The sequence below is a fragment of the Acidovorax sp. A79 genome, from assembly GCF_041154505.1.
GTDB lineage: Bacteria > Pseudomonadota > Gammaproteobacteria > Burkholderiales > Burkholderiaceae_C > Acidovorax.
In genome coordinates, this window is record NZ_AP028672.1 from 3034689 (window position 1) to 3051189 (window position 16501).

At 61.8% G+C, this 16501-nt stretch carries 15 protein-coding genes; 1 reads left to right on the forward strand and 14 read right to left on the reverse strand.

Annotation, left to right across the window (positions count from 1 at the left end):
- Position 1 precedes the first annotated feature (1 nt).
- From ACAM51_RS13885 to ACAM51_RS13950, 14 genes are all read right to left on the reverse strand, one after another.
- The gene (locus tag ACAM51_RS13885) at positions 2-358 is read right to left on the reverse strand and encodes a multidrug efflux SMR transporter (protein WP_218339307.1); all 357 of its coding nucleotides are present in this window, start codon (positions 356-358) and stop codon (positions 2-4) included.
- Positions 358-1188 (reverse strand): sugar phosphate isomerase/epimerase, encoded by an 831-nt coding sequence (locus ACAM51_RS13890; RefSeq protein ID WP_218339306.1) that lies wholly within the window; start codon positions 1186-1188, stop codon positions 358-360. Before ACAM51_RS13890 ends, ACAM51_RS13885 begins: the two co-directional genes overlap by 1 nt.
- On the reverse strand, positions 1185-1979 hold the full coding sequence (locus ACAM51_RS13895; RefSeq protein WP_369640947.1) for a pyridine nucleotide transhydrogenase: 795 nt from the start codon (positions 1977-1979) through the stop codon (positions 1185-1187). Before ACAM51_RS13895 ends, ACAM51_RS13890 begins: the two co-directional genes overlap by 4 nt.
- The gene (locus tag ACAM51_RS13900) at positions 1976-3118 is read right to left on the reverse strand and encodes an FAD-dependent oxidoreductase (protein ID WP_369640948.1); all 1143 of its coding nucleotides are present in this window, start codon (positions 3116-3118) and stop codon (positions 1976-1978) included. The genes ACAM51_RS13895 and ACAM51_RS13900 overlap by 4 nt, the downstream gene beginning before the upstream one ends.
- Entirely contained in the window at positions 3118-4146 is a 1029-nt protein-coding gene (locus ACAM51_RS13905; protein ID WP_369640949.1) for a glycosyltransferase, read from the reverse strand. Before ACAM51_RS13905 ends, ACAM51_RS13900 begins: the two co-directional genes overlap by 1 nt.
- Before the next feature lie 306 nt (positions 4147-4452).
- Entirely contained in the window at positions 4453-6312 is a 1860-nt protein-coding gene (locus tag ACAM51_RS13910) for a hypothetical protein (protein ID WP_369640950.1), read from the reverse strand.
- Between the two features lie 275 nt (positions 6313-6587).
- Positions 6588-7772 carry an acetyl-CoA C-acyltransferase family protein gene (locus ACAM51_RS13915; protein ID WP_369640951.1) on the reverse strand — a complete coding sequence of 395 codons (1185 nt, stop codon included), beginning with the start codon at positions 7770-7772 and terminating at the stop codon, positions 6588-6590.
- Positions 7773-7821: 49 nt separating this feature from the next.
- Positions 7822-8631: an enoyl-CoA hydratase/isomerase family protein gene (locus ACAM51_RS13920; RefSeq protein WP_369640952.1), complete on the reverse strand. Its 810-nt coding sequence runs from the start codon at positions 8629-8631 to the stop codon at positions 7822-7824.
- A 125-nt stretch (positions 8632-8756) separates the two neighbouring features.
- Positions 8757-10556, reverse strand: coding sequence for a long-chain fatty acid--CoA ligase (locus ACAM51_RS13925; protein WP_369640953.1), 1800 nt, complete (start codon positions 10554-10556; stop codon positions 8757-8759).
- A complete protein-coding gene (locus tag ACAM51_RS13930) occupies positions 10553-11371 on the reverse strand; it encodes an ABC transporter ATP-binding protein (protein WP_369640954.1) in 819 nt (272 codons plus the stop codon). The genes ACAM51_RS13925 and ACAM51_RS13930 overlap by 4 nt, the downstream gene beginning before the upstream one ends.
- Before the next feature lie 178 nt (positions 11372-11549).
- Entirely contained in the window at positions 11550-12740 is a 1191-nt protein-coding gene (locus tag ACAM51_RS13935) for an ABC transporter substrate-binding protein (protein WP_369640955.1), read from the reverse strand.
- Positions 12741-12783: 43 nt separating this feature from the next.
- Positions 12784-13821, reverse strand: a complete 1038-nt coding sequence (locus tag ACAM51_RS13940) for a branched-chain amino acid ABC transporter permease (protein ID WP_369640956.1) — start codon at positions 13819-13821, stop codon at positions 12784-12786.
- A gap of 8 nt (positions 13822-13829) precedes the next feature.
- A complete protein-coding gene (locus ACAM51_RS13945) occupies positions 13830-14711 on the reverse strand; it encodes a branched-chain amino acid ABC transporter permease (protein WP_369640957.1) in 882 nt (293 codons plus the stop codon).
- Positions 14708-15574, reverse strand: coding sequence for an ABC transporter ATP-binding protein (locus ACAM51_RS13950; RefSeq protein WP_369640958.1), 867 nt, complete (start codon positions 15572-15574; stop codon positions 14708-14710). Before ACAM51_RS13950 ends, ACAM51_RS13945 begins: the two co-directional genes overlap by 4 nt.
- A 150-nt stretch (positions 15575-15724) precedes the next feature.
- Between ACAM51_RS13950 and ACAM51_RS13955 the strand changes: the two genes are divergently transcribed.
- Positions 15725-16483 carry a TetR/AcrR family transcriptional regulator gene (locus ACAM51_RS13955; RefSeq protein ID WP_218339295.1) on the forward strand — a complete coding sequence of 253 codons (759 nt, stop codon included), beginning with the start codon at positions 15725-15727 and terminating at the stop codon, positions 16481-16483.
- Positions 16484-16501: the final 18 nt, after the last annotated feature.

Sequence of the window (16501 nt, forward strand, 5' to 3'; positions counted from 1 at the left end):
GTCATGTAATGCGTGAGGAGATAAGGAATACGCCAGCAATCACCAAAAATATTCCCGCCACGGTCATCCAATGAAAAGGTTCCTTGAAAACTATGGCTGAGAGCACTGCCACGGTGGCGACGGCCCCGCTGGTTAATATGGGATGGGCAACATTCAGAGGAAATCTTGCAAGCGCCGCGGCATATAGTAGAAATGCTCCACCGTATAGACCAAGACCAAGCCAGAATGGCCAGTTGGTAAATGCTGCCATCGGGTCGGAAAGCGAAGGGAATTTTCGGGGAGGCAGCATTGCAAGTTTAATCAATACGCTCGCTGAGGCATTGGCCGCAATACCCATCAAAAGAATGACCCATTTCATCAAATAGAGCCTTGTTGAACTTGGTAAGTGCTTTTTGCAAAGGCCAATGCACGCTGGATAGCCGCTAGATGCGGCTCATTGCTGGTCGCAAGCATTTCTATCGTCAGGATGTGTTTGGGCAAGTAGTTCATCAGCGCTTCTCTGATGCCACGATGATCTGTTCCCGGGTCGCCCAAGGGTGACAATTGTGGTTCGCTTGCGTGAATGTGGCCAATCAAGTGGGCGTTTTGCGCGATCACCTCGGGAGCGCATTCGCCGTTGATGAACATAGCCCCGGTATCCAGCTGCATGCGGATGGCAGGATGCGAAACAATATTGACGACGTGCGCAGTTTCAGTGCTATCTATCATGAAGTTGGCCCCATAGGATGGAGGGTTCGGTTCGAGACAAATTTCAACGCCATGGGTCTGCGCAATATCTCCCAATGTGCGGAAGAAGGAAACGGCACGATCTGTTGCTTCATTGACTTCCAATCCTGATCGGTCTCTGTTCCGGGGAGAGCCGAAGACCAGTTTGGTGGCACCCAAGCAGCTTCCTATCCTGCATATGGAAGCGAGGTGGCTGAGCATCGCGCTCCGGGACTCATCGGCGCCAAACATGTTCAGCCCCGTAGTGCCAAACATGAGCGCCTGCATCCCTACGATGGTGATGCCGCGCGCACCCCACCAATCCCTGACGGTGGCGATCTCCTTGTCAGTCACTGTGTCATTGTGGGGAAAATATTTCGCTGGAGCTATGTCGATGGCATCCACGCCTTGCTCATGGAGGACCTGGGCCACCGCTTCGTCTTCGGCGGTGTCCCACGCAATATTGGAAAAAGATATTCTCATGAAGCCACGTGTGGATTGGAGATCGATGAAGAAGGCTCGGATTGTGCGTAGGAGCGAATCGCCTGAAGGGTCTCGCGGCAGCTGTATTGATAGCTACCATGGCTTCCGAAAAGGGACGCGTGGCAAGTCCTCATGTCATATTTAACGGGAATGCCTTCCAAATGATTCTGGAAGGGCATGCCGAAGCCTTGGCGTGCCACCTCTTCAACACGTACCGGTTCTGCCGTGAGATGAACCAATTTCAATTCAGCCGCCAGGGCGATTTCTATGTCGCTCCATAGGTTGACCATCGGATAAAACTGAAAAATATTCCGGCTATCAATGGATTTGAGGTTGTTACTGTTGTGAAAATCGTAAACGATGTTCTTTCGCAGTCCAGGGCCTACCAATCCCGGTAGTCTAACTATGAGATGCTCGGGAAACCGGGACTGGACGAATTTCTCGAGATAGCGCCTATGCAATCCGTAGGCATGTAAACCTTCTTCATCGACCGTGGTCTCTTCGGTCACCTCCACAGGTTTTTTGAAAACATCCACGGTGCTGATCAAAATAAACTTCCCGCACTCAATTGCATTGAGATGATGGATGAGGGCATCTACTATTTTCTTGTCGGCTTCAGGCTCGCGATTGGCTATCCATTTTTGTGCAGGAGCCGCGGCACAAACGACCATGTCGAATATTTTTCCTGGAATATCCTGAATATTTTTTGATCTATAGAGCTCATCAAACGAAAATTGCTTGAGCAATGTGCTGCCCACAAATCCAGAGAAGCCAATCAGTGCTGTTTTCATGAAATGCCTTGGGGTATCGAGAGATTTTCAGAGTCTAGTTTTTCCAGTGCGTCATAGATATTGTCTATTTTTCCGCCTAGTATGGAATAACATCCCGGCAATTCGGCGTATTTTTCAAAGAGAATGGGCCTGCCGTCATCATTTTCATTCTTCTTTAGCACGGTTTTAACTTCGAAGAATGATCTAACGTGCTTGGATTTCTGGACTATCGGAATATACCTGGCCACGTCTCGGATCATGCGGTCGAATCGCGTAGCACCATCATAGTTGGCAAGCTGTTGATAGGGATCTGAATCCTGCTTGTCTTCCCAGCTGAAATGCGGCGTGTATCGAACATGCGAGAGGGTGTGCAATCCTTGCGATGGAAAAGGCATCACCGAAAAGAAGGGGCCGTCCATGACGGTAATCCCTATTTTTTTAATTTCTGAAGGCATTTCTATGAGCGCCAGTTCAGTTATTTCATGCTTCAGTTTGGTGTGGCTGCCGGGGTAATCACCTTTCAGTTGATTGAGGCCGCTGTAAGTGCAATTGAAAAGATACTTGCTGTGGATGGTCTGTTTTTTCTCATGAGTGCTCTCCAGAGATATTTTCATCCCACCGGTGGTTGATCTGTTTACGAGAGTGGCACTTGTGTCCAGGAGCACGTGGACGCCACATTCGCTCAGCTCGCGTTGAGCCCACCGAGCCAACTGCATGGCATCGAAAGCATATTCCTCGACCAGGAAAACATCCTCGATAAGTTTGGGGTTGAAAAGATGTCTCAGCGGCCCGTCCACACGGGTTGTGGTCGCGCCAATCTCCTGGCAGAAGCGTTCAAATTGTTTTGAATTGACTTTGGAATTACTGCGAGCTATGGCGTATAACTTCGTGAAATCCCGCGTGATGGCCTGAGGCCAATCTTGCACGAAACGTGGAAAATTAACCCGGCTACGGAAGGCGGTCGTAAAACTTCGTGGATAGTGATAACCATTGTGAACCCGTGCCTGGTTGTGATAGGACGCACGTGTCAGGAGTTCAGTCTCCTTTTCAATCAGGACAATTCGCTTGAAGCCCCGCTGACGGGCCAGGTAGATGGCAATCGCCGAGCCGTAGAAACCGCCTCCGATGATCGCAGCATCGAAATTCTGGGTGAAATCCATCACCGCACCAGTTGCTTTTCACTTGCGCGAGGGGATGGAGCTTGCGGGGAAGCGGCTTCCTCGATGTTTAGTTTTTCGCGGCGTGTCATGTGAGCGCTGGTGAATTCCTGTCCTACATGGTAGAGCGGACCTTCATTGGAAAGGCTTGCCATGTGCAATATGTACTCCCCCAGGACCAACAATACCAGTGAAATAAGGAAAAACATTCCCGATTGTTGTAAGGAAAGGCTCACCCAGCCCGGCGCAACATTGGTTTTGAAGATGCCGATCGCGACGACATATATCGAATAGACCAGATTCGCGATAGCGCCAAATAGCGAGAGAAAAGTAACAAGCCGCATGGGCGCGCGCGTTGTGGAAACGAGCAGCCTGATTCCCCGATTAATGCTTTCACCTACTCTCTTTACTTGCGGGGTGTGTGGCTCGCTGCTGTATTCCATATTTGCGCGAGTAAATCCGCCCGTGGCAGGCAAGTGTCGGTAGGTGATGGCCGGTTGTGGGTGCTGGTGAATGAAATTCACCACACGTCTGCTCAGCAGGCGATATTGGGGAGCTTCTTTTTCTAGGTGAATTCCATTGAAAATCTTGTAAAATCTATTGAAGGCCGCATAAGCTAGTTCATATAAAATCCCCTGCTTCGCCTTTTTTGCGTTGCTGGCAAAAACTACATCAGCGCCATTTACGGCCTTGTCCAGCATTTCTGGAAGAAAGGAAATATCATCCTTCAAGGGGTCAATAATAGCGATGAAATCTCCAAGGGCATTTTCCAAGCCGACCCAGGCAGCCGTATCGTTGTCAACCTCCTTGATGAGTGCATAAACCTGTAGATTGGGGAGACCGGACTGGCTTGTTAATTTTTTGAGTACCACAAGGCTCTGGTCATCAGATGCTTTGTCAATGACTATGATTTCGTAGTCGCTGACGAGGGATGACAATTGTGCTGTTGTGGACTGCAAAATTCCTTCAAGATGCTGTTCGTGGTTTCGTACTACGTACACAACTGAAAGGAAAATTGGAAAATGATTCATTGAATATTTCATACTTTTCAGTGCATGTGTATCGAGCCTGTGTGGATGTGCTCACCAGATACCACTGCCAGAAAAGATGTCTGAATAAGTTGATCTCAACCCATGAGAATACCCATGGGGGCGAACTGACCTTGATTCGAACCCTGTGCCTGAAACCTTTTACAGGGCGCATGCAGATGCGCGGCACAGACTGATCGATGGAGGGACCTCGGGCTGTTCAGCTGCCTGCGCGGCAAGCCATCCGGCCTACTCTTAGTAAACGCGCCCTCTGTGCTTTTGGAAGACAAGGATCTTCCCCCGTCCCGCTCATTGCCGTTCGGCGGCTGCAGTCTTGCCAGACGGCAGTGTGTTCATGATCTCTTTCACGAACAACTTTCTCCACGCATCGCCAGTGTGGTCTTCGACAAGCTGGGGAAGAAAGCCGAACGCCAGGGTGCGTTCACCGCGGACCATGATGCCCTTGTCATTTCGCAGCAGCTCTGTAGCCAGTACCTTGAAGCCATTCTTGGGGGTAATGGCGGCATAGCTCGCATAGAGACGGCGCGAGGGCTTGAGGCGGTAGATGGTCCCATCAATCAAAAAAATGCCCCCGTTTTTCTTCCACTCGATATCGGCAATCCCAAACACCTCATGCATCCAGTCAAAGGTGGGCTTGCCGTTTTCGTCGAATTCACCCAGGCGCATGTCCTGGATGAGCGACCCGCCGTTTTTCCAGTAGGTGGTCAGCTTGGATTTGACGCTCTGTGGCAGGGCAGCCTGGTGCGGGACGAGGATGGCATCCAGGCGCTGGATGAGGGGATCGTCCTGCAGAAGGTTCTTTTCGCCGATGACATGCACATCCATCCCGGGCTCGCTGCTCAGGATCTTGTAGGACGCGAACAGCGCATCACGGTGGGTGTTTCTGCCTGCGCTTCTTTCCCCGTGCCAGACGTGAAAGTTGGTCGTGGAGCCCAGGATGCCAATCTTGATCCGGGGGGCCGTGCTGGTTGCCGCAGTGTGGCCAGTTGGGGCATTGAGCTTGTCCATGTCAAGGGCGGAGAGGGAGCCGCTGCCTGCCTGGTGCGCGAACCCTCCGATCTCGTAGCCCATCACATTGGCCTGCGTCAGCGATTGGGTGACGGAGCGTTGGATGACAGGCATCAGTTCCCGCGATCTTTTTTCGGCCTCCCATCGCTCACCGTAGGCACCCACCATGATTTTCCTGTAGCCCAGCGAGCCCATGTAGTTGGCAAGCGTGGGCAGGACATCTGCATCCGGCACCAGGCTGTAGCCATCGTAGAAGTTGAAATCGATGACGGCTATGTCGATACACCCCGCCAGTTTTTCAACGATGCCGGTGGCATAGATGGCGTCATGCGACGTGAATGTCTCGGCGAAATATCCGATCGCCTGCGCCCCCTTGTCCCGGATCACCTTGGTGTATGCGCAGGTGGCTTCCTGGAGCCGGTTTTCCCGGAACTCCTTGTGGGCATGCAAAAGAGGTTCCGCTTTGGGCACCCCTGCGGCAATGTTGTTGTTGTAGTTGATGACGGGCTGACGGGCGTTGTTGTGCTTCCTGGCGAAGTCATTCTGTGTGGACTCCTTGTAGTCCCGCCACTGGTAGCCCATCTGCCCATACTTTATTTCGTGTTCCTCCTGGAGGCCGAGGGCATAGCCGAGCACCTTTGCGGGGTAGCGCCTGGAAAAATGATCGACCGTTTGCGCGATGAAAGCGTGCGCGGGCTTTCTGATCCTGTCGTCCGTGAAATCCGGTTGCCAGCTCGGGTCGCCCGAGAAATTCCGCATGACGGCATCGGGATGTGCGGCGGTGATCCACTGCGGGACCGTGGACATGTTGGGCACCAGCTTGCCGCTCTCGTCCTTGTAGGGCCGTCCCCCCATGTCGATGACCAGCAGGAGCGACAGCCCGCCGTCGACAAGGGCATCCATGTGGCCGTGGTAGTGGCTGAACTCGTACAGGCCCTTGCTGCGCTCGATGTCGGACCAGTTCAGGTACACCGTGGCGTGGCTGAATCCCTTGGACTTGAGTTCGCTGGGAAGATTCTTGTTCTGGCTGAGGTCCCAAGGCATCACGATGATGCTGGACACCGGGCGGGCCGCGACGGCGCTGCTGGCAAAAGGAATCAGGGAGAAAAGCAGTGCCGCAATGCGAAAGAGTTTTTTCATGGGGATTTTTGGAGAGAAAGGCGGGGCGCTCCGGCTGGAGAGCGCTGTCCAGCGCGATCATACTGACGCGATCGGCACAGGCCTCGGAAGCCGAAGTGGCCCCCGGGACTGCGCCGGGCCCGCTCCTTGCCCAGGCGCCGCGCCACACAAGGGCGAAGCGCATTCACAGGATCCACGGGACTCAGTTGCTATTTATTTAGTAGCAATCGATGGTGGATGGGAAAGCGCTGGAGGCAAAACTCCTGAATGGCGGCAGCGCGGGGACGGCGCCGCCCTCACACCCGCTCGAACACCGCCCCGATGCCCTGGCCGCCGCCGATGCACATGGTCACCAGCGCATAGCGGCCGCCGGTGCGGTGCAGCTCGGCGATGGCCTTGGTGGTGATGATGGCGCCCGTGGCGCCCACCGGGTGGCCCAGCGAAATGCCCGAGCCGTTGGGATTGACCTTGGACGGGTCCAGGCCCAGCTCCTGGATCACCGCACAGGCCTGGGCGGCGAAGGCCTCGTTGGCCTCGATCACGTCCATGTCCTGCACGGTGAGGCCGGTGCGCTGCAGGACCTTGCGCGTCGCCGGCACCGGGCCGATGCCCATGTAGGCCGGCTCGACGCCCGCATGGGCGTAGCCCACGAGGCGGGCCAGGGGTGTGAGGCCCAGGGCCGACACGCGTGCGCCCGAGGCCAGCACCACGGCGGCGGCGCCATCGTTGATGCCCGAGGCATTGCCCGCGGTGACCAAACCGTCCTTCCTGAACGCGGGCTTCATGCCGGCCAGCACTTCGAGCGTGGTGCTGCCGCGCACATGCTCGTCGGTGTCGAAGACCACCGGGCCCTTGCGCGTGGCGATCTCCACCGGCACGATCTGCTCGCGGAAGTAGCCGGCCGCGATGGCGTGCGCCGCGCGCTGCTGGCTCTGCACGGCGAGTTGGTCCTGCATCTCGCGGCTGATGCGGTAGCGCTCGGCCACGTTCTCGGCGGTGATGCCCATGTGCATCTTCTGCCACGGGTCGTGCAGGATGCCGAGCATGTAGTCGATGCTCTTGGCGTCGCCCATGCGCGCGCCGTAGCGCGCGGCGGTGTCGAAGTAGGGGCCGCGGCTCATGGATTCGCTGCCGCCGCCGATGGCGATGTCGCAATCCCCGTAACCGATGGCCTGGGCCGCCGAGATGATGGCCTGCAGGCCCGAGCCGCACAGGCGGTTGACGTTGAAGGCCGGCGTCTCGATGGGGCAGCCGGCGTCGATGGCGGCCACGCGGGCCAGGTAGGCGTCCTTGGTGTCGGTGGGGATCACGTTGCCCATCACCACATGGCCGATGGCATCGGCGGGCAGGCCACTGCGCGCGATGGCGGCCCTCACGGTAGTGGTGGCGAGATCGGTGTTGGGCACGTCCTTGAGGCTGCCGCCAAAGGTGCCGATGGCGGTGCGGGCGGTGGAGAGGACGTAGACGTCTTGAAGGCTCATGGGAAGTTTCGGCGAAGGGGAGGTGGAAGGCGGGATGGAAAAAGGAAGGTCAGCGGCCCGTGAACTGCGGTGCCTGGCGCGCGTGGAAGGCGTCCACCCCGGCCTGGAAGTCCTGTGTGCCCGCGCAGTGCACGAAGGCCCGCGCCTCGGCGGCCAGTTGCTCGGGCAGGGTACGGTCCATCGACTCGCGCATCAGGCGCTTCATGGCGCCGTAGGCCAGGGTGGGGCCTGCGGCCAGGCGCTCGGCGATGGCGGTGGTGGCGGCGTCGAGCTCTGCAGCCGGCACCACGCGGTTGACCAGGCCGAGGCGCAGCGCATCCTCGGCGGTGAAGGCCTCGCCCAGCAGCGCGATCTCCAGCGCCTGGCGCATGCCCACCAGGCGCGGCAGCGCCCAGGAGGCACCCACGTCGCAGCTGGTGCCCAGGTTGATGTAGGCCAGGTTGAAGCGCGTGCCCTCTGCCGCGAGCACATAGTCGGCCATCAGCAGCAGGCTCAGGCCCGCGCCTGCGGCCACGCCGTGCACCTGGGCGATGACGGGGGCGTTCATCTGCGCCAGCAGCGGCAGGGCCTGGTTCAGCGGCGTGAGGATGTCGATGGCGCCCTGCACGGGCGTGGCCCGCAGCGTGGCCAGATCACCCCCGGCCATGAAGCCCTTGCCGTTGCCGCGCAGCACCACGGCGCGCACCGTGGGGTCGGCGGCAATGGCTTGCACGCAGGCGAGAAAGGCCTGCGCCATGGGCACATCGATGGCGTTGAGTGCCTCGGGGCGGTTGAAGCGCAGGGTGGCGATGGGGCCATCCCGTTCGAGCAGCAGGGGGGGTTGTGCGGGCGGTGCTTGCACGGTGGTAGACGAGTTCATGGTCAAAATACCTTCCAGCGCTTGCTGAATAAGCGCAAGACGCTTCTATATTGATAGCATTGCTGAGAGCAGGATGGCAAACGAAACCCGCAACGGCCCTGCGCGACCTGCCTTTTTTCTTCTCTCTACCGGTACAGCGCCTCGATCTCGGCAGCGTAGGTCTTGTAGATGCTGGAGCGGCGCACCTTCATGGTGGCGGTGACCTCGCCGTCGTCGTGGTCCAGCTCCTTGGTGAGCAGGTGGAACTGGCGGATCTGCGAGACCTGGGCCAGGCGCTCGTTGCCCCGGCGGATCTCGGCGTCGATGAGCTCGCGCACCTCGGGCATTTCCACCAGCGAGCGGAAATGCGTGAACGCCAGGCGCCGGGCCTCGGCCCACTTGCCCACGGTCTCGTAGTCGATCATCACCAGCGCACCCACGAACTTGCGGCCCTCGGCGACGATGATGCATTCCTTGATGAAGGGGCTGCCCTTCATGGTGTTCTCGATCTCCGAGGGCGTGAGGTTCTTGCCGCCGGCGGTGATCATGATGTCCTTGAGCCGGTCCACGATCTTGATCTGGCCCTGCTCCTCGCGCACCACGTCGCCGGTGTGCAGCCAGCCATCGATGATGCTCGCGGCCGTGGCCTCGGGGTTCTTGTAGTAGCCCGCGAACACCATGTCGCCGCGCAGCTGCAGCTCGCCGTTGTTGGCGATGCGGTGCTCCACGCCCAGGATGGGCACGCCCACGGTGCCGACCACCACGTTGTCCAGCCGGTGGCCCGTGACCATGCCGGTGGATTCGGTCAGGCCGTAGACCTCCACCAGCGGCAGGCCGAGCACGCGAAAGAAGCGCACCACGTCGGGCGGTATGGGCGCGGCCCCGGTGAGCGCCACGCGCGCCTCGCGCAGGCCGATGAAGTTCTGCAGCGCGCGGAACACCAGCCAGTAGCTGGCGGCGAAGGCCAGGCGCTCGCCCAGGCTCCAGGCGCTGCGCGGCTTCTCGGCCAGCGGCTGGCAGGCGGCGACCGCATGGTGGAACAGCCGGCGGCGCAGGCCCCCGGTCTCCTGCAGCTTGATGTGGATGGCGGCGTGCATCTTCTCCCAGATGCGCGGCACGCCCAGGAACATGGTGGGCGCCACCTCGCGCAGGTCTTCCTGCACGGTGCGGATGGACTCGCCGAAGTTCACCTGCGAGCCGATGTACACCGGAACGAAGCTGGTGAGCATCTGCTCGGCCACGTGGCACAGCGGCAGATAGGACAGGTGGGTTGTGGACGCGTCGAGCTGCAGCCGATCGACGATGCCGGGCACCACGCCGCGGATGTTGCGGTAGCTGATCATCGCGCCCTTGGGCTTGCCGGTGGAGCCCGAGGTGTAGATCATCAGGCCCACATCGTCGAGCGTCTGGCGCGCCAGGGCCTCGTCCACCAGCGCCTGCTGGCCGGATGCGGCGCCCAGCGCCTCCACCTCGGCAAAGGTGGCGATGAGCGCGCGCACCTCGGGTGCGAAGCTGCGCAGGCCCTTGGTCTCGATGACGATGATCTTTTTCAGGCGCGGCAGCTCGGGCAGGGCTGCGAGCAGCTTGTCGGTCTGTTCCTGGTCTTCGCAGACCATGACCTCGATGTCGGCATGGCCGACCACGTAGGCCACCTCGTTGCTGGGGCTGGTGGGGTAGACGCCCACGGTGACCGCACCGACCAGGCCCGCGCCCATCTGCGCGAGCACCCATTCGATGCGGTTCTCGGAGATCACGCCCACATGGCCGCCCGCCGGTAGGCCCAGCGCGCGCAGGCCCAGGCCGAAGTGGCAGGCGCGCTCGTGGTAGCGGGCCCAGGTGAAGGGCTTCCAGATGCCGAAGTCCTTTTGCCGGATGGCCACGCGGCCCGGTTCGGCTCGCGCGCGCTCGCGCAGCATCTGGGGCAGGGTGAGGTTCGGGAGGGTCATGACAGCCAACGTTTCCTGCGCTTGTAGTGCTTGATGTCCTTGAAGCTCTTCGCTTCGCCACCACCCCCCATGCCCAGGTAGAACTCGCGCACGTCGGGGTCGTTGGCCAGGCGCTCGGCCGAGCCGTCGATCACGATCTTGCCGTTCTCCATGATGTAGCCCTGGTGGGCCACGGCCAGGGCCACGGTGGCGTTCTGCTCCACCAGCAGCATGGAGGTGCCGCGCTCGGCGTTGATGCGCGCGATGATGGTGAAGATGTCTTCCACCAGCTTCGGCGACAGGCCCAGCGAAGGCTCGTCGAGCAAGATCAGCTGGGGCTGGGCGATGAGCGCGCGGCCGATGGCCAGCATTTGCTGCTCGCCACCCGAGAGATACCCGGCCAGGCCCTTGCGGCGCTCGTGCAGGCGCGGGAAGTAGCTGTAGACGCTGTCGAAGTCGGGCTTCGCATCGGCGCGGCCCGTGAGCGCATAGGTCGCGGCCACCAGGTTCTCTTCGACCGTGAGGTCCTCGAACACGCGGCGGCCCTCCATCACGTGCGAGAGGCCGCTGCGCACCAGCTGCTGCGGTGCCAGGCCCGCGGTGGGCTGGCCGTTGAAGCGGATGCTGCCCGACTCCACCGTGCCGTCTTCGAGCGCCAGCAGGCCCGAGATGGCCTTGAGCGTGGTGGACTTGCCCGCGCCGTTGCTGCCCAGCAGCGCCACGATCTGGCCGCGCGGCACGGCCAGCGACAGGCCGCGCAGGGCCTGCACGACCTTGTTGTAGATGACCTCGATGTTGTTGACTTCGAGGACGTTGGTTGGACCGGTGTCTGTCATGGGCATTGCCAAAACGTCGTTGCACGTGTTTGGCCGGCGGTGTGGGCGATCGCATGACCTGCGCGCGGGGCACCGAGCAAGGGCCGCCCCGCAGCGAGGGTGCCGTCCCCCTTCCCGCAACGCGCAGCGGTGCGAGAGAAGGGGGAAGCGGCGCGGCCGCTCAGGGGGATGTACCGCATCAGAGCTTGATCCAGTCGGAAGCCGCGACCATCTTCTGTGCCTTCATGTCCGCGCGGTACACGCGCCCCACGGGGATGGAGTTGCCGCTGATGGTGATCGGCACGCCGATCAGGCCACCGGTGTCGAAGTCCTTGATGGAATTGAGCGCGGCCTTGAGGTTCTTGCCGTCGAGCGGCTTGCCCGCGTCCAGGCAGCGCTTGGCCGATTCGGTGAACAGCATGGCGGCGAGAAAGCCCTGGATGTAGGCCGTGCTCTGGTACTCGGGGCGCAGCGCGCGGATCTTCTCCAGCATAGGCGCCTTCTCGGTGTCGTAGTAGTAGCGGTAGGGCATCACGCCCATGAAGCCGTCGGCGGCCTCGCCCATCTTCATCACGGTGGAGCTGTCCATGGTCCAGAAGGTGCCCATCCACTTGCTGGTCATGCCCTGCTGCTTGCCCTGGGTGATGAACTCGGGGATGGGCGCGAGGATGTAGCCGTGGAAGATGGTGTAGTCGGGCGCTGCGCGGCGCAGCTTGATGACCTCGCCCGAGACGTCCACGCTGCCCGCGGGCGTCATGATCTTGACGGGCACCGACAGGCCGAGTGCCTTGGCGGTGGCCTCGCTCTTGTCGATCGGGTCGCGGCCGAATTCCGAATCGGAGTACACGAAGGCCACCTTGGCACCGGGCTTTTCCTTGGCGATGTGCTTGAGCAGGATGCCGAACATCTCGGTGTAGTCCGGGCCCACGAGGAACTGGTTCGGGTACTTCTTCGGATCGTTGAGCTCGCTGGCGAACGAGGCACCGGCCATCAGCGTGGTGCCCGCGCGGTCGAGCTCGGGGTTGATGGTCTTGGCAAAGCCGGTGGAGTCGCCGTAGTAGAGGTTCACCTTGTTCTGGCTGGTGATCTTCTTGTAGGCGGCGACCGAGACGTCGACCTTGTAGCCCGTGTCCTCGGGCACGTACTTGAGCTTGCGGCCCTTGATGCCACCCGCGTCGTTGACCATCTTCACGTAGTCGCCGATGCCGGCGTTGATGCCCACGCCCGCAAACGCGAACACGCCGGTGAGCGGGATGGAGCCGCCGATGACGATGTCCTCGCCGCTGGCCTGCGCGGTGGCGGTGAGCGGTGCGGCCAGCGTGGCGCCCGCAGCGAGCAGCAGGGTGCGGCGGCGCTGTGACATGGGGGATGCGTTGGTGGTGGTGGGCATGGTGCTTGTCTCCTTCATGGTTTTATGGGCTGTGGCGGCTCTCTCAATTGCGGAACGGCCACAGATGGAAAAAGCGGCGAATGCGCCGCCACACTTCTGCGAGCCCCTGTGGCTCGAACACCAGAAATCCGATGATCAGCAGGCCGAAGATCACGGTGCGTACGGGCGAGAGGAACACCGTGAGCTCGTTGCCGCCGGGCAGCAGGGCGACCACCAGCTTGAGCAGCTCGGGCACCATGGTCATGAACACCGCGCCCAGGATGCCGCCCAGGATGGAGCCCATGCCGCCGACGATGATGGCCGCCAGGAAGAAGATGGACATCAGCAGCGGAAAGCTCTCGGGCGTGACCACGCGAAAGAAGTAGGCCCACAGGCCGCCTGCCACGCCCGCGTAGAACGAGGACAGCCCGAACGACAGCAGCTTGTAGCGCAGCAGCGGTATGCCCAGCACCTCGGCCGAGATGTCGCGGTCGCGGATGGCGATGAAGGCGCGGCCCACGCGCGTGCGAAACAGGTTGGCCGCGCCCAGCAGCATGAGCACCGTGACCGGCACGATCACCCAGTACAGGCGGAACGAGGTGTCGAGCGGCAGGCCGAACAGCTTGGCCGGCGGCACGCTGAGGCCGCCGGTGCCACCCGTGAACTTCCAGTTGGCGAAGATGAAGTGCGCGATGAACGACGCCGCGATGGTGGCGATGGCCAGGTACAGGCCTTTGACGCGCAGCGAGGGGATGCCCACGACGATGCCACCCAGCATGGCCACGAAGCCGCCGGCCAGCAGGTTGAGCAGAAAGGGCGTGCCCGCGCGCGTCTCCAGCACGGCCACGGTATAGGCCCCCAGGCCCATGAAGGCCGCCTGCCCCAGGCTCACCAGTCCGGTGTAGCCGGTGAGGATGTTCAGCCCCGTGGCGCTGGCCACGTTGATGCTGACCAGGCAGGCCAGGTAGAGCCAATAGTCGCTGGCCATGAAGGGGAAGAGCAGCAGCAGCGCGGCGGCCACGGCGAGCCAGACTTTCTGCGTGCGCGAGTCGAACAGCGCCGCGTCGGCGATGTAGCTTTCCTTGAGGGTTCCGATGCGCATGGCGTGCCTTACAGACGTTCTATTTCGTGCGTGCCGAACAGGCCATAGGGTCGCACCAGCAGTACGGCCACGAGCACGATGAAGGTGGCCAGCAGCTTGTACTCGCCGCCCAGGTAGGCGCCAGCCAGCGCTTCGATGAGGCCGATGAGCAGGCCGCCCAGGAGCGCGCCGAGCACGCTGTCGAGCCCGCCCACGATGACTACCACCAGCACCGACAGGCCGAACACGCCCATGCTCGACGAGATGCCGCCAATCGACCCGACGATGATCCCGGAGATCGCGGCGATCATGGCCGAGGCCACCCAGGCCAGCGAGAACACGCGCGGCACGTTGATGCCCACCGAGTAGGCGGCGGCCTGGTCGCTGGCCGTGGCGCGCAGGGCCACGCCGCCGCGCCAGAAGCGGAACACCAGCAGCACGGCGGCGATGAAGGCCACGGCGATCATGGCGCCCCAGAACACCTTGGGCGCGAGGAAGGCTTCGCCGATCATGATGGGCTTGGTCGGCATGAACTCGGGCAGGCGGCGCTGGTCGGCCGTCCAGATCATCTCCACCAGGCCCACGAGCACCGAGGCCAGGCCCACGGTGACCATGAAGACGGAGATCGGTGGCTCGCCCAGCAGCGGGCGGATCATGGTGCGCTCGATCACCGCGCCCAAGAGGCCCGAGCCGAGCACCGCCGCCGGAATGGCCAGCCACAGCGGCAGCGCGAAGGTGGCGGCGAAGGTGAAGAAGAGGTAGGCGCCGACCATGAGCAGCTCGCCGATGGCGATGTTCACCACGCGCGTGGCCTTGTAGACCATGACGAAGGCCAGCGCCGCGAGCGCATAGAGGCCACCGCCGGCAATGCCGGTGAGGCTGATTTCGAACAGGTAGGCCCAGTCCATCATGCAACCCCCTGCAGTGGCGTCGCAGCACCGGCATGCAGGCGGGCCCGCAGGTCGCCCACGTCGCCCGAGCCCAGGTAGGCGCGGATCACCTCGGGGTTGGCCTGCACCTCCCCCGGCGTGCCCTGGGCGATGACCTGGCCGAAGTTGAGCACCACCACGTGGTCCGACAGGTCCATCACCATGCCCATGTCGTGCTCGACCATGAGCACGGTGACACCCCACTCGGCGCGCACGTCGAGGATGAAGCGCGCCATGTCCTCGGTCTCCTCGCGGTTCATGCCGGCCACGGGCTCGTCGAGCATCAGTACCTCGGGCTGCATGGCCAGGGCACGGGCCATCTCCACGCGCTTTTGCAGGCCGTAGGGCAGGGCCGAGACGGGCGCATGGCGGATGTGGTCGATCTCCAGGAAGTCGATGATGCGCTCCTCGATGTCGGCACGCAGGGCGGCCTCTTCGCGGCGTGCGCGGCCCACGTAGAGCAGCGCGTCGAGCACATTGGTCTTGAGGTGCGCATGCCGCCCGAGCTTGATGTTGTCGAGCACCGTCATGCCGCGAAACAGCGCGATGTTCTGGAAGCTGCGCCCCAGGCCCAGCCGGGCGCGCTGCGGCGCCGGCACCCGCGTGATGTCCTGGCCCTTGAAGCGGATGGCGCCGCTGCCCGGGCGGTAGAAGCCCGAGATGGTGTTGAACAGCGAGGTCTTGCCCGCACCGTTGGGGCCGATGACGGCGGTGATGGAGCCGGCCTGCACGCCAAAGCCCACGCCGGTGAGCGCCTTGACCCCGCCGAAGGCCAGCGTGACGCCATCGACCTGCAGCAGGGGCGGCGCGCTGGCGGGGGGAATGCCGGGTGGGTGTGTCTCCATTGGCTTTCTAATGCGGGTTTGTGCTGACCAGAAAATTCCTGCGGGCCTGCAGAAATTTCCTACTTGTGCGTAAACTGCTTACTCGTGAGTAGATTCTGGAAGGCCCCGCGCCAAACCAGCATCCGTACTTTCCCGAGGAACCAGCCCGCCATGCCCAGCCCTACCGTGTCGCCCCCCCGCAGTGCCGACCGCCCGCCTGCGTCTCCCTGGGCGCCCGCGTCCCACCGCGAACAGCAGCGCGAGGCCAAGCGCAATGCCGTGCTGCAGGCGGCCGCGCAGCTGTTCAACGAACGCGGCTTTCATGCCACCTCGCTCGACGACATCGCCGCGCGGCTGAACGTGACCAAGCCCACGCTGTACTACTACGTGAAGAACAAGGACGAGATCCTGCTGCAGTGCGTGAGCAAGGGCCTGGAGATGATGCTCGAGGGCATCGATGCCTCGCGCGCGGCCGGGGGCAAGGCCATCGACCAGCTCATGACCTGCATGCAGGTGTATGCGCGCATCGTCACCATGGACTTCGGCAAGTGCCTGATCCGCGTGGGCGACGAGCAGCTGCCGCCGGAGAGCCGCAAGGAGCTGCGCCGCCTGAAGTCCGCCATCGACCAGGAATTCCGCCGCCTCGTGGCCGAGGGGGTGGAGGAAGGATCGCTGCAGCCTTGCGACCCGAAGATGACGGCCTTCGTAATCGCGGGCGCGCTCAGCTGGATCGGGCGCTGGTACCAGCCCGGCGGCGAGTACACGGCCGAGCAGGTGGCGGGGCAGTGCATCGAAACGCTGTGCCAGGGGGTGCTGCGCCGCGCGGACGTACCCCCGCCGCCGGCTGCGAAGCGTGCGGCGCGCAAGGCCGGCACCCCTGCCGTGGCCAAGGGCAGGGCTGCGCCCGCCGCCCGGGCGTCCAAGGCCTGAACGAGCGCCTCGCCGCGA